General features: G+C 70.4%; 12 protein-coding genes. 11 read left to right on the top strand and 1 reads right to left on the bottom strand.

Features of this window, described 5'->3' with window-relative positions; all coding sequences use genetic code 11:
- The first annotated feature begins 276 nt into the window (after positions 1-276).
- The 5 genes from egtA to OHN74_RS38910 all read left to right on the top strand — a co-directional run bounded on the left by egtA (position 277) and on the right by OHN74_RS38910 (position 4,984).
- Entirely contained in the window at positions 277-1,593 is a 1,317-nt protein-coding gene (gene egtA, locus OHN74_RS38930) for an ergothioneine biosynthesis glutamate--cysteine ligase EgtA (RefSeq protein ID WP_327699260.1), read from the top strand.
- Entirely contained in the window at positions 1,590-2,912 is a 1,323-nt protein-coding gene (gene egtB, locus OHN74_RS38925; protein WP_327699259.1) for an ergothioneine biosynthesis protein EgtB, read from the top strand. The genes egtA and egtB overlap by 4 nt, the downstream gene beginning before the upstream one ends.
- Positions 2,912-3,703, top strand: coding sequence for an ergothioneine biosynthesis protein EgtC (gene egtC, locus OHN74_RS38920; protein ID WP_327699258.1), 792 nt, complete (start codon positions 2,912-2,914; stop codon positions 3,701-3,703). The genes egtB and egtC overlap by 1 nt, the downstream gene beginning before the upstream one ends.
- A complete protein-coding gene (gene egtD, locus OHN74_RS38915; protein WP_327699257.1) occupies positions 3,700-4,662 on the top strand; it encodes an L-histidine N(alpha)-methyltransferase in 963 nt (320 codons plus the stop codon). Before egtC ends, egtD begins: the two co-directional genes overlap by 4 nt.
- Positions 4,663-4,768: 106 nt before the next feature.
- Positions 4,769-4,984, top strand: a complete 216-nt coding sequence (locus OHN74_RS38910; RefSeq protein ID WP_053744108.1) for a dodecin — start codon at positions 4,769-4,771, stop codon at positions 4,982-4,984.
- 18 nt (positions 4,985-5,002) lie between these two features.
- Here OHN74_RS38910 and OHN74_RS38905 read toward each other — a convergent pair whose 3' ends face one another.
- Positions 5,003-5,506, bottom strand: a complete 504-nt coding sequence (locus OHN74_RS38905) for a phosphatase domain-containing protein (RefSeq protein ID WP_327699256.1) — start codon at positions 5,504-5,506, stop codon at positions 5,003-5,005.
- An 89-nt stretch (positions 5,507-5,595) separates the two neighbouring features.
- Here OHN74_RS38905 and OHN74_RS38900 point away from each other — a divergent pair, with 89 nt between their 5' ends.
- The 6 genes from OHN74_RS38900 (at position 5,596) to OHN74_RS38875 (ending at position 15,777) form a co-directional block, all read left to right on the top strand.
- Complete coding sequence (locus OHN74_RS38900; RefSeq protein ID WP_327699255.1) at positions 5,596-6,810, top strand: right-handed parallel beta-helix repeat-containing protein; 1,215 nt, start codon at positions 5,596-5,598, stop codon at positions 6,808-6,810.
- A gap of 241 nt (positions 6,811-7,051) precedes the next feature.
- Positions 7,052-8,464 carry a family 43 glycosylhydrolase gene (locus OHN74_RS38895; RefSeq protein ID WP_327700419.1) on the top strand — a complete coding sequence of 471 codons (1,413 nt, stop codon included), beginning with the start codon at positions 7,052-7,054 and terminating at the stop codon, positions 8,462-8,464.
- A 77-nt stretch (positions 8,465-8,541) separates the two neighbouring features.
- Positions 8,542-11,346, top strand: coding sequence for a beta-L-arabinofuranosidase domain-containing protein (locus tag OHN74_RS38890; protein WP_327699254.1), 2,805 nt, complete (start codon positions 8,542-8,544; stop codon positions 11,344-11,346).
- Between the two features lie 201 nt (positions 11,347-11,547).
- Positions 11,548-13,761 (top strand): MMPL family transporter, encoded by a 2,214-nt coding sequence (locus OHN74_RS38885; RefSeq protein ID WP_327699253.1) that lies wholly within the window; start codon positions 11,548-11,550, stop codon positions 13,759-13,761.
- 115 nt (positions 13,762-13,876) lie between these two features.
- Positions 13,877-15,097: a sensor histidine kinase gene (locus tag OHN74_RS38880; RefSeq protein WP_327699252.1), complete on the top strand. Its 1,221-nt coding sequence runs from the start codon at positions 13,877-13,879 to the stop codon at positions 15,095-15,097.
- Entirely contained in the window at positions 15,094-15,777 is a 684-nt protein-coding gene (locus OHN74_RS38875) for a response regulator transcription factor (RefSeq protein ID WP_327699251.1), read from the top strand. Before OHN74_RS38880 ends, OHN74_RS38875 begins: the two co-directional genes overlap by 4 nt.
- Positions 15,778-15,835: the final 58 nt, after the last annotated feature.

The raw sequence follows: 15,835 nt of genomic DNA, 5'->3' as shown, positions 1-15,835 counted from the left end.
CGCCACCCCCGTGTGCGCCATGACCGTGCCTGGTACTCGCTCCCCCGCCGTGCTCATACAGGCATCGTGGGTGATGCTGGACACGCGGTGCAACAGAGTTTCCCGGGTATGCGAACGGCTCACAAACGCCATGGAAACGGAGATCCATCGTCCTGAAAGTGCCCATGTGCACCCTTGTGCGATTCGGCGCCAGGGGTTTGGGTGGGACGAGCGTTGCCTGTCCGGCCCACCCGAAGCCGGGCCGGCGGCATGGTGGAATCTCAGGAGGATCCCGACATGTCCGATTCGGTAAGCGGCTGTACGAAACGCCGCACCGCTCTCTCCGAGGCCGAGGTCGAAGCCCTGGTCCGGGGGATCTGCTTCAAGACCGGACCACCCCGCACCCTCGGTGTCGAGGTGGAATGGATCGTCCACGAGCTGCGGCAGCCGCAGCTCCCCGTGCCACCCGAACGGCTCGAAGCGGCCTACGCCGCTCTGCGGACCCTGCCTCTCAGGTCGGCGCTCACCGTCGAACCGGGCGGTCAGCTGGAGCTCAGCTCCGCTCCCGCCGACTCCCTGATGGAGTGCGTCGGATCCGTCTCCGCCGACCTGGACGCCGTCCGCGCGGTACTGCGCGAGCACGGTCTCGGTATCGTCGGCATCGGCCAGGATCCCTGGCACTCGCCCCGTCGTTTCCTGCACGAGCCGCGCTACGACGCCCTGGAGCGGTGCCTCGACCTCACGGGCCCGGCCGGCCGCGCCATGATGTGCACCTCGGCCTCCGTACAGGTGTGCCTCGACGCCGGTGACGAGGAGCCGGGCCCCCTCGGACACGGACGGCGCTGGTGGCTCGCGCACCAGCTCGGCGCGGTCCTCGTGGCCGCCTTCGCCAACTCCCCGCTCGCCGTGGGCAGCCCTACCGGCTGGCGTTCCACCCGGCAGGCGCTGTGGATGGAGATCGGCGCCGGGAGAGCAGGGGCCCAGCCACTGGATGCCGAGCCGCGGCAGGCCTGGGCCCGGCATGTGCTCGACGCCCCGGTGATGTGCGTACGGCGGGACAGCGGACCGTGGGACGTGCCGGAGGACGGTCTGACGTTCCGGGAGTGGATCCGGTCGGGGGCGCCCCGGCCGCCGACACGGGAGGACCTCGACTACCACCTGACGACCCTGTTCCCGCCGGTGCGGCCACGCGGCCACCTCGAACTGCGCATGATCGACGCCCAGCCCGGCGACGACGGCTGGATCGTCCCGCTCGCCGTCACGGCCGCGCTCTTCGACGACCCCGAGGCCGCCGAGCTGGCCTACCGGGCGGTCAAGCCGCTCGCCGAGCGCACCCGGTCACTGCCCGCCCCGCACAATCCGCTGTGGTCCGACGCGGCCCGCCACGGCCTGGCCGACCCCGAGCTGCAGGAGGTGGCCCTCGTCTGCTTCTCGGCCGCCCTGGACGCCCTGCCCCGGCTCGGCGCGAGCCTGGAGGTCGTCGACGCCGTCGCCGCGTACCTCGACCGCTATGTCGTCCGAGGCCGCTGCCCCGCCGACGACCTGCTCGACAGCCTGCGCGACACGGACCGGCGTGCGCACGCGAATTCGTACGGAAAGGATCTCCGCACATGACCGACCCCGCCCTCGATCCGGAGACACTCCGGGGGCGCGCGCTCGCCGCGCTCACCATCGCGCGGGAGCGGACCGCGCTCCTCACCTCCGTCGAGGACCCCGAACTCACCGCGCAGCACTCGCCGTTGATGTCCCCGCTGGTGTGGGATCTCGCCCACATCGGGAACCAGGAGGAGATGTGGCTGCTGCGTGCGGTCGCCGGGCGGGAGGCGATGCGGCCCGAGATCGACGGCCTGTACGACGCCTTCGAGCACTCCCGCGCCGAACGGCCCACGTTGCCGCTGCTCCCGCCCACCGAGGCCCGTAAGTACGCGGCGGAGGTGCGCGGCCGGGCCCTGGACGTGCTGGAGAGCGCTCCGTTCGAAGGTACGGGTGCGCGGCTGACCGAGGCCGGGTTCGCCTTCGGGATGATCGCCCAGCACGAACAGCAGCACGACGAGACGATGCTGATCACCCATCAGCTCAGGAAGGGGCCGGCGGTTCTCAGCGCCCCCGATCCCGAGCCCGCTCCCGTCTTCACCGGTCCGGCCGAAGTCCTGGTCCCCGGTGGCCCGTTCACCATGGGCACCTCCGCCGAGCCATGGGCCCTGGACAACGAACGGCCCGCGCACCGGCGGGAAGTGGCGTCCTTCTTCATCGACACGACGCCCGTGACGAACGCCGCGTACCAGGCCTTCATCGCCGCCGGCGGCTACGACGACCCGCGCTGGTGGACACCGGACGGCTGGGCGCATGTCCGCCAGCACTCCCTGTACGCGCCGCTGTTCTGGTTCCGTGACGGCGGGCAGTGGCTGCGGCGGCGGTTCGGGGTCACCGAGGTGGTGCCGCCCGACGAGCCCGTCGTGCACGTCTGCTGGTACGAGGCGGACGCCTACGCCCGGTGGGCCGGTCGCCGCCTGCCCACCGAGACGGAGTGGGAGAAGGCCGCCCGGCACGACCCGGCGACCGACCGCTCGACCCGCTACCCGTGGGGCGACGCCGACCCCACCCCCGAGCACGCCAACCTCGGTCAGCGGCATCTGCGTCCGGCGCCCGCCGGTTCGTATCCGGCCGGTGAATCGCCGCTCGGGATACGGCAGTTGATCGGTGACGTGTGGGAGTGGACGGCGAGCGACTTCCTGCCGTACCCGGGGTTCAGCATGTTCCCGTACAAGGAGTACTCGGAGGTGTTCTTCGGGCCCGATCACAAGGTGCTGCGCGGCGGTTCGTTCGCCGTGGACGCGGTGGCCTGCCGGGGGACGTTCCGCAACTGGGACTATCCGATCCGGCGGCAGATCTTCTCCGGGTTCCGCACCGCCCGTACCCCGGAGGCAGTCTGATGTGCCGTCAACTTGCCTTTCTGGGGCCTCCGGAGGCGATCGGCAGTGTGGTGACGGAGCCGCCGCACGGGCTGTACCGGCAGTCGTGGGCGCCCCGGCACCAGCGGCACGGGACCGTCAACGCCGATGGTTTCGGGGTCGGTTGGTACGCGGAGGACGATCCGGTGCCGGCCCGCTACCGGCGTGCCGGACCCATCTGGGGGGACCGGTCCTTCGCCGACCTCGCCCGGGTCGTACGGACCACCGCGCTGCTCGCCGCAGTGCGGGACGCGACACTGGCCGGCGCCGACGGGGAGGCCGCCGCGGCGCCGTTCGCCGCCGGTGCCTGGCTGTTCGGGCACAACGGGGCGGTCATGGGCTGGCCGGGGTCCCTCGCGCCACTCGTACAGGGCCTGCCCGGCGAGGAGTTGCTGTCGATGGAGGCGCGCTCCGACTCGGCGTTCCTGTGGGCCCTGGTGCTCCACCGGCTGCACGCGGGCGACGACGTGGGGCGGGCACTGGCCCGCACCGTCCTGGAGGTCGACGCGGCGGCCCCCGGCTCCCGGCTCAACCTCCTGCTCACCGACGGCACCACGATCGCCGCGACCAGCTGGGGCGACAGCCTCTTCCACCTGACCGGGCCGGGCCCCCGCACGGTGGTGGCGTCCGAACCGTACGACGACGATCCCCGCTGGCAGGAGGTACCCGACCGCACCCTCGTCATCGCGAGCCGCACCGGGGTACGGCTCACCCCGCTCCGGGACCTGAGCGACGACCTGGCATCCGTACCACCCGAGGAGCTTCGTACGTGAGTCCGTTCCTGGTCACCCGCACCCTGCCCGAGGACGCCACGGAGGCCGCCCTGCGTGCCGACGTTCTCCACGGGCTCACCCGCACGCCCAAGACACTCCCGCCGAAGTGGTTCTACGACTCCCACGGCAGCGAGCTCTTCGACGAGATCACCGAGTTGCCCGAGTACTACCCGACCCGGGCCGAGCGGGAGATCCTGCTCGCCCGGGCCGGGGAGATCGCCGCCGTGACCGGTGCGCGCACGCTGGTCGAGCTGGGTTCCGGCTCGTCTGAGAAGACGCGGCACCTGCTGGACGCATTGTCGGAGCTGGAGACGTACGTCCCGGTCGACGTCAGTGAGAGCGCGCTGCGGCAGGCGGGCGAGGCGCTGATCGCCGAGCGGCCGGGGCTCGGCGTGCACGCGCTGATCGCCGACTTCACCGACGGGCTGGCGCTGCCGGGCACACCGGGGCCCCGGCTGCTGGCGTTCCTGGGCGGCACGATCGGCAATCTGCTGCCCGCCGAGCGGGCCGCGTTCCTGTCCTCGGTCCGTTCCCTGCTGTCGCCCGGCGACGCGCTGTTGCTGGGCACGGACCTGGTCAAGGACGAGTCGGTGCTGGTCCCGGCGTACGACGACGCCGCCGGCGTGACGGCCCAGTTCAACAAGAACGTGCTGACCGTCGTCAACCGCGAGCTCGGGGCCGACTTCGATCCCGACGCCTTCGAGCATGTGGCGCTGTGGGACTCCCACAACGAGTGGATCGAGATGCGGTTGCGCTCGCGCACCGCGCAGACCGTGAAGATTCCCGCACTCGATCTCGCCGTCGACTTCGCGGTCGACGAGGAGATGCGTACGGAGGTGTCGGCGAAGTTCCGGAAGGAGGGTGTGGCAGACGAACTCGACGCGGCCCGGCTGGAACCGACCCGGTGGTGGACCGACCAGCAGGGCCGCTTCGCGCTGTCGCTCAGCGTTGCCCATTAGCGACACCTCGCGAACCACCGCCACATGGGGCACGGTGGAACGTGGAGCGCCGCCAGGAAGATCCACTACAGCCAGCAGATCCAGTGCAGCGAAGAGGAGCACCCGCATGTCGAACCACACCTATCGGGTCACCGAGATCGTCGGCACCTCGCACGAAGGCGTCGACCAGGCCGTCCGCAACGGCATCAGCCGGGCCTCACAGACCCTGCGCAATCTGGACTGGTTCGAGATCACGCAGGTCAGGGGCCAGATCGTGGACGGGCAGATCGAGCACTACCAGGTCGGTCTGAAGGTCGGTTTCCGGCTGGAGGACGGCGAGTAGCCGTACCGGGCCGCCTGCTCAGGTCCGGCCCTCGCCCTCCTGCGCCTCTTTCAGCGCGCCGGACTCAGCGGTCCAGCGGGCCCGTACGACGCTGAAGCCGGCCCGTTCCGCGTCCTGGCAGACGAGCTCGTCGTCGTCCACCAGGACGCGGATCTCGCGGTCGCGGGCCAGGCGACGCAGGGTCTCCAGCTTGGTGCTGCGGGCGGGCCTGCGGTCGTCGTTGCGCCGCATCCAGACGCGGCCCTCGGGCAGTCCGTGCGCGGCGAGCCAGGCGAGCGTGTCCCGGCGGCAGCGTTCGGGCCTGCCGGTGAGGTAGACGACCTCGCACTCCCGCGCACTCTCCAGGGCCAGCGCGACGCCCTCGGTGAGCGGCGGGTCGTGCGGTGCGGCGGCGAAGAAGGCCGCCCAGTCACGAGGCCTGCGCTCCAGGAACCGCTGCCGGTGCGCGGTGTCGGCGAGCGTGTTGTCGAGGTCGAACACGGCGAGCGGTCTGCCCCGGTTCGAGCTGCTGTTCTGCGTCACAGACCCTGACCTTAGTCAGACCCGGCAACCTCCACGGCGTCGGCGGCCACTCCTTGGCGACACAGCCGAGGCAGAGGCGGGAGCCGTACATGCGCAACGCAGCGATCCGGACGGGAACGGCGGTCCTGGGCACCGCGTTAATGACAGCGGGGATGCTCGTGGGCGTCGCCGAGGGGGCGAGCGCCGCGACGACGCTCGTCGTGGCGACAGGCGGCGACGACTCGGCGCCGGGCACGCTCGCGCGCCCTCTGAAGACCATCCAGAAGGCGGTCGACCTGGCGAAACCGGGCGACACGATCACCGTGCGCGGGGGCACCTACGCCCTGACCGACAACATCACCATCGCCACCTCCGGCACCGCGTCCCAGCCCATCACGTTGGGCACCTACCCGGGCGAGCGGGTCGTCGTCGACGGGGAGCGGCTGCCCGCCAGCCACACACCGGTCGGGGGCAGCATCCCGCGCGGCGAGCGCGGTGCCATCCACCAGGAGGCCTCGTACTGGCGGATCTCGGGACTGGAGATCGTGAACGGGCCGTACGGCGTCTACTGCGACGGCTGCAACAACAACGTCTTCGCCCGCCTGATCACGCACGACAACTACGAGTCCGGTTTCCAGCTCCAGGGCACGTCCAGCAACAACCAGATCCTGGACCTGGACAGTTACGGCAACCGCGACCCGCGCAAGAACGGCGAGAGCGCGGACGGGCTGGCCATCAAGGAGGGCGGCGGTACCGGCAACGTCGTGCGGGGCGCGCGGCTGTGGAACAACGTCGACGACGGCTTCGACGCCTGGAAGTTCACCTCGCCGATCACGATCGAGAACACCATCGCGTACGGCAACGGCTACAACCGCTGGAACTTCCCCGACTTCGCGGGCGACGGCAACGGCTTCAAGCTCGGCGGTGGCACCCCGGCGCCCGCCACGGGGCACGTCCTGCGCAACACCGCCGCGTTCAAGAACGCGGCGCACGGCTTCACGGACAACGGCAATCCGGGTGCGATCAGCGTCAACCACAGTACCGCGTACGGGAATGCGGGCACCGGCTTCGACTTCGACATCTCCGGGGGACGCGCCACCCTCACCGCCAACCTGTCGGTCGCCGACGGCCGTGCGGTCGCTGTCGGCTCCGCCACCGTCTCGACAGGCAACTCCTGGAATCTGGGCGGCACTTGGAACGCCGCCTCGGTACTGAGCACCGACCCGGCGGCCATCACGGGCGCGCGCCGTGCGGACGGTTCACTGCCCGCCGCCCCCAGCTTCCTCGTCCCGCGCGCCGGAACGAACATCGGCGTGCGCTACTAGGCGATCTTCGGAGGCGCAGTCCGGGGCGCAGTCCGGGGGCGTGAGCGATCAACCGGAATTCAATCTGTCGGAAACATTGACTCACTCACGCCCCCTACCTATCTTTCGGTCGAACCTCCGTACACCGTTCCATATACCGAACAATGTCGGCCCGCGAACAGGCCGCTGAAGGAGACTCGCCGTGGACCGCCCCCGCTGCAGCTCGACCAGCCGACGCACGCTCCTCAAGGCCTGCACGGCCCTGGTCGTCGCCGTGACCGTGCCCGTCGCCATCGGCACCCCGGCGTTCGCCGCCGTCCCGGCCTCCCCGGCCGTCACCTTCACCAACCCGATCGCCGAGCAGCGCGCCGACCCGCACATCTACAAGCACACCGACGGCTACTACTACTTCACCGCCACGGTCCCCGCGTACGACCGGATCGTGCTGCGTCGCGCCACCACGCTCCAGGGCCTCGCGACCGCCGCCGAGACGACGATCTGGACCAAGCACGCCAGCGGTGACATGGGCGCCCACATCTGGGCTCCGGAGATCCACTTCATCGACGGCAAGTGGTACGTGTACTTCGCGGCCGGCGCCTCCAACGACATCTGGAAGATCCGCCCTTACGTCCTGGAGTCCTCCTCCGCCAACCCGATCACCGGGACCTGGACCGAGAAGGGCCGGATCGCACTGCCGCTGGACACCTTCTCGCTGGACGCGACGACCTTCGTGGTGAACGGCACCCGCTATCTGAGCTGGGCGCAGAACGACCCGGCCGTCGGCGACGGCACCAACATCTACCTCGCGAAGATGTCCAACCCCTGGACCATCAGCGGCACTCCGGCGATGATCTCCCGGCCCACGCTGTCCTGGGAGATCATCGGGCACACGGTGAACGAGGGGCCCTCCGTCATCCAGCGGAACGGGAAGCTCTTCATGGCCTTCTCGGCGAGCGCCACCGACGCCAACTACTGCCTCGGGCTGCTGACCGCGTCCGCCTCCGCCGACCTGCTCAACCCGGCCTCCTGGACGAAGAGTCCGCAGCCGGTGTTCACGAGCAACGCCGCGACCGGGCAGTACGGGCCGGGCCACAACACGTTCACGGTCTCCGAGGACGGCAAGTCCGACGTCCTCGTCTACCACGACCGCAACTACAAGGACATCAGCGGCGATCCGCTCAACGACCCCAACCGGCGCACCCGTTACCAGAAGCTGTACTGGAACGCCGACGGCACCCCGAACTTCGGCATCCCGGTCTCCGACGGTCTCACCCCGGTCCGGTTCTCGTCGTTCAACTACCCGGACCGGTACATCCGGCACTGGGAGTACCGGGCGAAGCTGGAGGCGAACGTCACCAACCTCGCCGACTCGCAGTTCCGGATCGTCACCGGGCTGACCGGCTCCGGAACCGTCTCGCTGGAGTCGGCGAACTTCCCCGGCTACTACCTCCGGCACAAGAACTACGAGCTGTGGGTGGAGAAGAACAGCGGCACGGCCACCTTCCTGGCCGACGCGTCCTTCACCCGGCGGGCGGGCCTCGCCGACCCCGCCGGGGTGTCCTTCGAGTCGTACAACTTCCCGGGCCGTTACATCCGGCACTACAACGGCCTCATCCAGCTCCAGCCGATCAGCACGTCCCTGGACCAGCAGGACGCGACCTACTACGCCGAGTAGCGCGCCGGGTGAAAACCCTTACAGATCAAGGGACTTCAGAGCTCACCTACGTCAGTCACCTCAGAGACGAGGCACATGTGACCCCCCAGCTGTCGAGGCGGTTTCTGCTCCAGAGCGCGATCCTCGCCGCCGCCGCGCCCGCGTTCGCCTACGCCGCCTCCGGACGGGCCGCCGCCGCTGCCCTGCCCGCGCCGTCCGCCTGGACGCTGCGTCCCTTCGAGCTGAAGGAGGTCTCGCTCGGCACGGGCGTCTTCGCGAGCAAGCGCCAGCTGATGCTGGACCACGGGCGCGGCTACGACGTGAACCGGCTGCTCCAGGTGTTCCGCGCCAACGCGGGCCTCTCCACCGGCGGGGCGGTCGCCCCGGGCGGCTGGGAGGGCCTGGACGGCGAGGCCAACGGCAACCTGCGCGGCCACTACACCGGCCACTTCCTGAGCATGCTGTCGCAGGCGTACGCGAGCACCGGGGAGCAGACCTACGCCGACAAGATCTCGACCATGGTCGGCGCGCTCACCGACGTGCGCGCGGCGCTGCGCACCGACCCGCGCATGCTCACCGTCACCGGGAAATGGGGCGGCGCCCACGAGAACGTCCGGGGCTCCTACCAGTACGTGGACCTCCCGGCGGCCGTACTGGGCGGCGCCGCGGCGATCACCCTGTCGATCTGGGTCAAGCCCACGCACGACGCCAACTGGCAGCGGGTCTTCGACTTCGGCAACGACACCACCCGGTACATGTACCTGGCCTCCCGCAACGGCAGCGGGGTGCCGCGCTTCGCCATCACCACCAACGGTGCCGGCGGCGAACAGGGCCTCAACGGCACCGCCGCGCTGCCGCTGAACCAGTGGAGCCATCTCGCGGTGACCATCTCCGGCACCACGGGAACCCTTTACGTCAACGGCGCCGCCGTCGCGACGAACACCGCGATGACCGTCAACCCGTCCGTCCTGGGCACCCTGACGAACAACTGGCTGGGCCGTTCCAACTACTCCGGCGACCCGGTCTACGCGGGCGCCTTCGACGAGTTCAACGTCTACTCGCGCGCCCTGACCGCGGCCGACATCACCTCGCTGCAGAGCAACGAGGCCAAGAAGTCCACCGCGGGGCTCGGCAACCTCGCCTCGTACTACTTCTCCGCCACGACCGGCGGCACCTTCGGCGACGCCTCCGGGCGCGGGCTGACCGCCACCCTGCGCCGCACCTGGGGCGGCCCGAGCCACCAGGGCTTCCTCGCCGCCTACCCGGAGACACAGTTCATCGCCCTGGAGTCGGCGACAAGCGCCGACTACACCAAGATCTGGGCGCCCTACTACACGGCGCACAAGATCCTCAAGGGTCTGCTGGACGCCTACCTCGCCACGGACGACGCCCGGGCGCTGGACCTCGCGTCCGGGATGTGCGACTGGATGTACTCCCGGCTGTCCAAGCTGCCCGACGCCACCCTGCAGCGGATGTGGGGGATCTTCTCCAGCGGTGAGTTCGGCGGCATCGTCGAGACCATCGTCGACCTCTACACGATCACCGGGAAGGCCGATCACCTCGCCCTGGCCAAGCTGTTCGACCTCGACACGCTCATCGACGCGTGCGCGGCGAACACCGACACGCTGAACGGCCTGCACGCCAACCAGCACATCCCGATCTTCACCGGGTACGTACGGCTGTACGACGCGACGGGCGAGACCCGCTATCTGACCGCCGCGAAGAACTTCTGGGGCATGGTCGTCCCGCAGCGCATGTACGGGATCGGCGGCACCAGCACGGGCGAGTTCTGGAAGGCTCGCGGGGTGATCGCGGGGACGATCAGCGACACCAACGCCGAGACCTGCTGCGCGTACAACCTGCTCAAGCTGAGCCGGACGCTGTTCTTCCACGAGCAGGACCCGAAGTACATGGACTACTACGAGCGGGCCCTCTACAACCAGGTGCTCGGCTCCAAGCAGGACAAGGCCGACGCCGAGAAGCCCCTCGTCACGTACTTCATCGGGCTCATGCCCGGGCATGTGCGCGACTACACGCCCAAGCAGGGCACCACCTGCTGCGAGGGCACCGGCATGGAGAGCGCCACGAAGTACCAGGACTCGGTGTACTTCAAGTCGGCCGACGGCGCCTCCCTGTACGTCAACCTGTACAGCCCCTCCACCCTGACCTGGGCCGAGAAGGGCGTCACGGTCACCCAGACCACCGAGTACCCGAAGGAGCAGGGCACCACGCTCACGATCGGGGGCGGCAGCGCGGCCTTCGCGCTGCGGCTGCGGGTGCCGGTCTGGGCGACGGCCGGCTTCCAGGTGACCGTCAACGGGCAGGCGGTGAGCGGGACTCCGGTCGCCGGGAGCTACTTCGCGGTGTCGCGGACCTGGCAGAGCGGGGATGTCGTACGGATCAGCGTGCCGTTCCGGCTGCGGGTCGAGAAGGCGCTCGACGACCCGTCGCTGCAGACCCTGTTCTACGGGCCGGTGAACCTGGTCGCGCGCAGTACGAGCACGAGCTACCTGTCCGTCGGGCTGTACCGCAACGCCGCGCTCTCCGGCGACCTGCTGCCCTCCCTCACCCCGGTGAGCGGCAAGCCGCTGCACTACACGCTGAACGGCACCGAGTTCGCCCCCTTCTCCGAGGGGACCGAGGACCCGACGCACGCCTATGTCCGGCGCGCCGAGCCGACGGTCGTGTTCGGGACCGTCTCCTCCGGGATCGCCAACCCGGCGAAGAGCGACGGCACCACGCTGCTCGACGAGATCTGGGCGGGGGCGCCCTTCGCGAACAAGGCCGCGCTGGTGGCTCGGGTGCAGTCGACGACGACGGCCTGGGTGTCGGCGGGGCTTCTCACGCAGGCGGCGGCCAACACGGTGGTGAGCACGGCGCAGGGCGCGTCGTACGTGTCCTGACCGACGTACGTCTCTTGATCGTCGCGGGCGGTACCCCTACCCGAGGGGTACCGCCCGTCCTGCGTGCGGACGAGCGGTGAGGCCGCCTGTACTGCGTTCTCAGTAGTCGCGATTGTCGGCAGGTGCACGACGACGGGAGGGGGGCGGTCCCGGGAACCTTGTCGGGTACCCGAGATCCGATGATGTGGAGACCTCCCCCTCGTGGCCACCTTCCTGTACAAGCTGGGCCGACTGGCCTTCCGGCGGCGCTGGTACGTCGCCCTGATGTGGCTGGCGGTGCTCGCCGCCGTCGGTGCCGGTGCCGCGACGGCGCCCGCCGCGCCCGACGCCGACAACACGATGCCGGGAATCGAGTCCCAGAAGGCCTTCGACCTGATGGACCAGCGGTTCCCCGGTTCCAACGCGCACGGCGCGAACGCCCGGGTGGTGTTCGTGGCGCCGGGCGGCGAGAAGGTCACCGCCACCGAGAACAGGGCGGCGATCGAGAAGTTCGTGGGCGAGGTGGCCGACGGTTCGCAGGTCTCGTCCGCCGCCGACCCCTTCCAGGCGCAGGCGGTCAGCGAGGACGCCTCGACGGCGTACGCCACCGTCAACTACAGGGCGAAGCCCGACGATCTCACCGACGCCACCAAGAACCACCTAGAGGACGCCGTCAAGGAGGCGCGGGGCTCGGGGCTGACCGTCGAGGTCGGCGGCACGGCGCTGGCGACCACGCCCTCGGCGGGCGGCGCGGCCGAGGCGATCGGTATCGCCATCGCGGCCCTCGTCCTGATCGTCACCTTCGGTTCGCTGGCCGCCGCCGGGCTGCCGCTGCTGACCGCGATCATCGGTGTGGGCGTCAGCATGGCGTCGATCCTGGCGCTGAGCAGCGCGCTCGGTCTGTCCTCGACGACCGGGACGCTCGCCAGCATGCTGGGCCTCGCCTGCGGTATCGACTACGCGGTGTTCATCGTCTCCCGGTACCGGGAGGAGCGTGGCAAGGGGCACGGCCCGCAGGAGGCCGCCGCCCTCGCGACCGGCACCGCCGGTTCGGCGGTCGTCTTCGCCGGTCTCACCGTCGTCATCGCACTGGCCGGGCTCATGGTGGTCGGGGTGCCGATGCTCACGAAGATGGGGCTGGCCGCCGCCGGCGCGGTCGGTGTGGGCGTGCTCGTCGCGCTGACGCTGGTACCGGCCCTGGTCGGGTTCTGGCCGAACGCCCTGCTCTCGCGCTCCGCCCGGAAGACCGGGCGCATCGAGCAGGCCGACGAGACCAACGGCGGCAGCCGCTGGGCGCGGTTCGTGCTGCGCCGTCCGATCCCGGTGCTGATCGCCTCGGTGGCCGGTCTCGGCGCCCTCGCGATACCCGTGATGGACCTCCAGCTGGGCACGTCCGGCGACGAGGCCAAGCCGACCTCCACCACCGAGCGCCGCGCCTACGACGACCTCGCGACGGCCTTCGGCCCCGGCTTCAACGGCCCCCTGACGATCGTCGTGGACGCCAAGGGTGCTGCCGACGCCAAGGGCGCGGTGGCGACGATCTCCGAGAGGATCGCCGCCACGAAGGGGGTCGTGTCCGTCTCCCGGGCCCGCTTCAACCCCGCCGGTGACACCGCGATCTTCTCCGCGGTCCCGGCCGACGCGCCGACCAGCACGAAGACACAGGACCTCGTGAAGACCATCCGGTCCGACCGGTCGGCCACGGTGGCCGGCACGGACGCGGAGTTCAGTGTCACCGGCAGCACGGCCGCGAACATCGACGTCGCCCAGAAGATGCAGGACGCGCTGGTCCCGTACCTGATCGTGGTCGTGGGTCTGGCCATCGTGCTGCTCCTGCTGGTCTTCCGGTCGATCCTCGTACCCGTGAAGGCCGCCCTCGGCTTCCTCCTGTCGGTGCTGGCGGCGCTCGGTTCCGTGATCGCGGTGTTCCAGTGGGGCTGGGGCGCCTCGCTCCTCGGCGTCGAGACGACCGGTCCGATCATGAGCATGATGCCGATCTTCCTGGTGGGCATCGTCTTCGGCCTCGCGATGGACTACGAGGTGTTCCTGGTCGCCCGGATGCGGGAGGCGTACGTCCACGGGGACGGGCCCGCGCAGGCGGTCGTCACCGGGTTCCGGTACAGCGCGCGGGTCGTCGTCGCCGCCGCGCTGATCATGATGGCCGTCTTCTCCGGGTTCATCGGGGCCGGCGAGTCCATCATCAAGATGATCGGCTTCGGACTGGCCGTGGCCGTCCTGTTCGACGCCTTCGTGGTCCGGATGGCGTTCGTCCCGGCCGTACTGGCCCTGCTCGGCAGGGCCGCCTGGTGGATGCCGGACTGGCTGGACAAGGTGCTTCCCAAGGTCGACGTGGAGGGCGAGGCACTCGCGCACAGGGCGGCCACACCCGAGGACGGGGCGGACGGAACGGCAGACCGGGAGGCGGTCCGGGTCTGACATTCGGCCGTACGCCCTGGGGGCCGCCCGTGCTGGACACACGGGCGGCCCTCGTCGGACGTCGTGCCGCGCCGTCGTGGACCATGGATCCACGCCCTTCGACCGGAGAGAGCCGATGAACATCGCCATCGAGCGCTACATCGCGGACCATCCACGTGTCGTCGACACGGTGACCGTGGTGACGCTGTTCGTCCTCTTCCTGGTCGGCGCCCGGATCAGCCTGCCCGGCGCCACCCGGCGCGAGGAACTGTGGCCCGCCGTGCTCCTCGCCGTCAACGCGTGCGCCGGCGTGCTGCTGAGCCGCAGCCGTCCACGTACGGCCGTCGTCGTGACCACGGCCTGTGCGATGACGGCGAGCGCGCTGGGATATCTGCTCACCGTGCTGATGCTGGCCCCCGCCATGGTGGCGATCTACTGGCTGGCGGTTCTCACCGACCGCAGGACGACCCGCTTCCACTGCGTCGGCGTGATCGTCGTGCTGGTGACCACGGCCACGATCCTCGACCCGGTCGACCACCCGCTCGTCCTCAAGACGGTCGCCCCCATCGCCTATGTACTCGTCCCGGTCGCCGCCGGCAGCGCGCGACGCATGCGTCGTGCCTACCTGGACGCCGTGCACGCCCGCGCCGACCACGCCGAGCGGACCCGCGAGGAGGAGGCCCGCCACCGGGTGACCGAGGAACGCATGCGCATCGCCCGGGAGTTGCACGACGTCGTCGCCCACCATCTGGCTCTGGCCAACGCCCAGGCGACCACCGCCGCACATCTCGCGCGCAGCAACCCCGAGCAGACCCGCCGGATGCTCAACGACCTCACCGGCACCACCTCGTCGGCGCTGCGCGAGCTCAAGGCCACCGTCGGTCTGCTGCGCCACGCCGACGACGTCGACACCCCGCTGGAACCGGCCCCCGGGCTCTCCCGGCTCCCCGAGCTGATGGACACGGTCCGCTCCGCCGGGCTCGGGGTCACCCTCACCACCGTGGGCAGGGAACGCCCGTTGTCCCCGGGGGTGGACCTGACGGCGTTCCGGATCGTGCAGGAGGCTCTCACCAACATCACGAAGCACGCGGCCGGAGCGGCGGCGTGTGTGCGGCTCGCGTACTCGGCGGACCGGCTGGCCATCACGGTCACCAACAATGCCACCACCACCTCGGTCCCCGCAGGTCCCGCCGCCCCCGTGCCTGCCCACGGTTTCGGTCTGATCGGGATGCGGGAGCGCGCCCAGTCCGTCGGCGGCAACCTGGAGGCAGGACATCGCCCGCAGGGCGGATTCGAGGTCTCCACCGCGCTGCCCCTCTACCCCCAGCCCTCGGAAGAAGAAGAGCGCACCTCATGACCATTCGTGTCCTGCTCGCCGACGACCAGGCCCTGCTCCGGGCGACCTTCCGGATCCTGATCGACTCCGAGGCCGACATGACGGTGGTCGGCGAGGCCACCGACGGCAGCGAGGCGGTCGAGCTGACCCGCGCCCATCTCCCCGACGTGGTCCTCATGGACATCCGGATGCCCGGCACCGACGGACTGGCCGCCACCGCCGCGGTCTGCGCCGACCCGGAACTGTCCGCGACGCGTGTGCTGATCCTGACGACGTTCGAGACGGACGAGTACGTGGCCCGGGCGCTGCGGGCCGGCGCCAGCGGCTTCCTCGGCAAGGACGTCACCGCCGAGGCACTGCTCGACGGCATCCGCACGGTGGCCTCCGGCGAATCCCTCCTCTCCCCGGGCGCTACCCGCACCCTCATCACCCGCTTCCTCAACTCCCCGGCACCGGGCACCCAGTTGGCGACCCCGGAGGCGCTCGCGGCGCTCACCACCCGTGAACGGGAGGTGATGTGCCTGGCGGCAGAGGGCGGCTCGAACGACGAGATCGCGGCGAAGCTGTACGTCAGCCCGCTGACCGTGCGTACCCACGTACACCGCGCGATGACGAAACTGGGCGCCCGCGACCGGGCCCAACTGGTCGTCATCGCCTACCAGTCGGGGTTGGTGCGGGCCCTGCCGCCGCAGACGTCGTGAGCCGCGGGACGCCCTACAGTCCGTACCGCCGGGTCGGCCGAGCGGCCCGCTCGCCCTC

Origin of the sequence: Streptomyces sp. NBC_00459 (assembly GCF_036013955.1) — a bacterium.
Classification (GTDB): Bacteria; Actinomycetota; Actinomycetes; order Streptomycetales; family Streptomycetaceae; genus Streptomyces.
This window is presented reverse-complemented; position numbering and strand designations above follow the sequence as displayed.

Excerpts from the sequence above, each read along its gene's own strand:
- egtA (WP_327699260.1), top strand. The coding sequence starts at position 277 with ATGTCCGATTCGGTAAGCGGCTGTACGAAACGCCGCACCGCTCTCTCC.
- egtB (WP_327699259.1), top strand. The coding sequence starts at position 1,590 with ATGACCGACCCCGCCCTCGATCCGGAGACACTCCGGGGGCGCGCGCTC.
- egtC (WP_327699258.1), top strand. The coding sequence starts at position 2,912 with ATGTGCCGTCAACTTGCCTTTCTGGGGCCTCCGGAGGCGATCGGCAGT.
- OHN74_RS38910 (WP_053744108.1), top strand. The coding sequence starts at position 4,769 with ATGTCGAACCACACCTATCGGGTCACCGAGATCGTCGGCACCTCGCAC.
- OHN74_RS38900 (WP_327699255.1), top strand. The coding sequence starts at position 5,596 with ATGCGCAACGCAGCGATCCGGACGGGAACGGCGGTCCTGGGCACCGCG.
- OHN74_RS38880 (WP_327699252.1), top strand. The coding sequence starts at position 13,877 with ATGAACATCGCCATCGAGCGCTACATCGCGGACCATCCACGTGTCGTC.
- OHN74_RS38875 (WP_327699251.1), top strand. The coding sequence starts at position 15,094 with ATGACCATTCGTGTCCTGCTCGCCGACGACCAGGCCCTGCTCCGGGCG.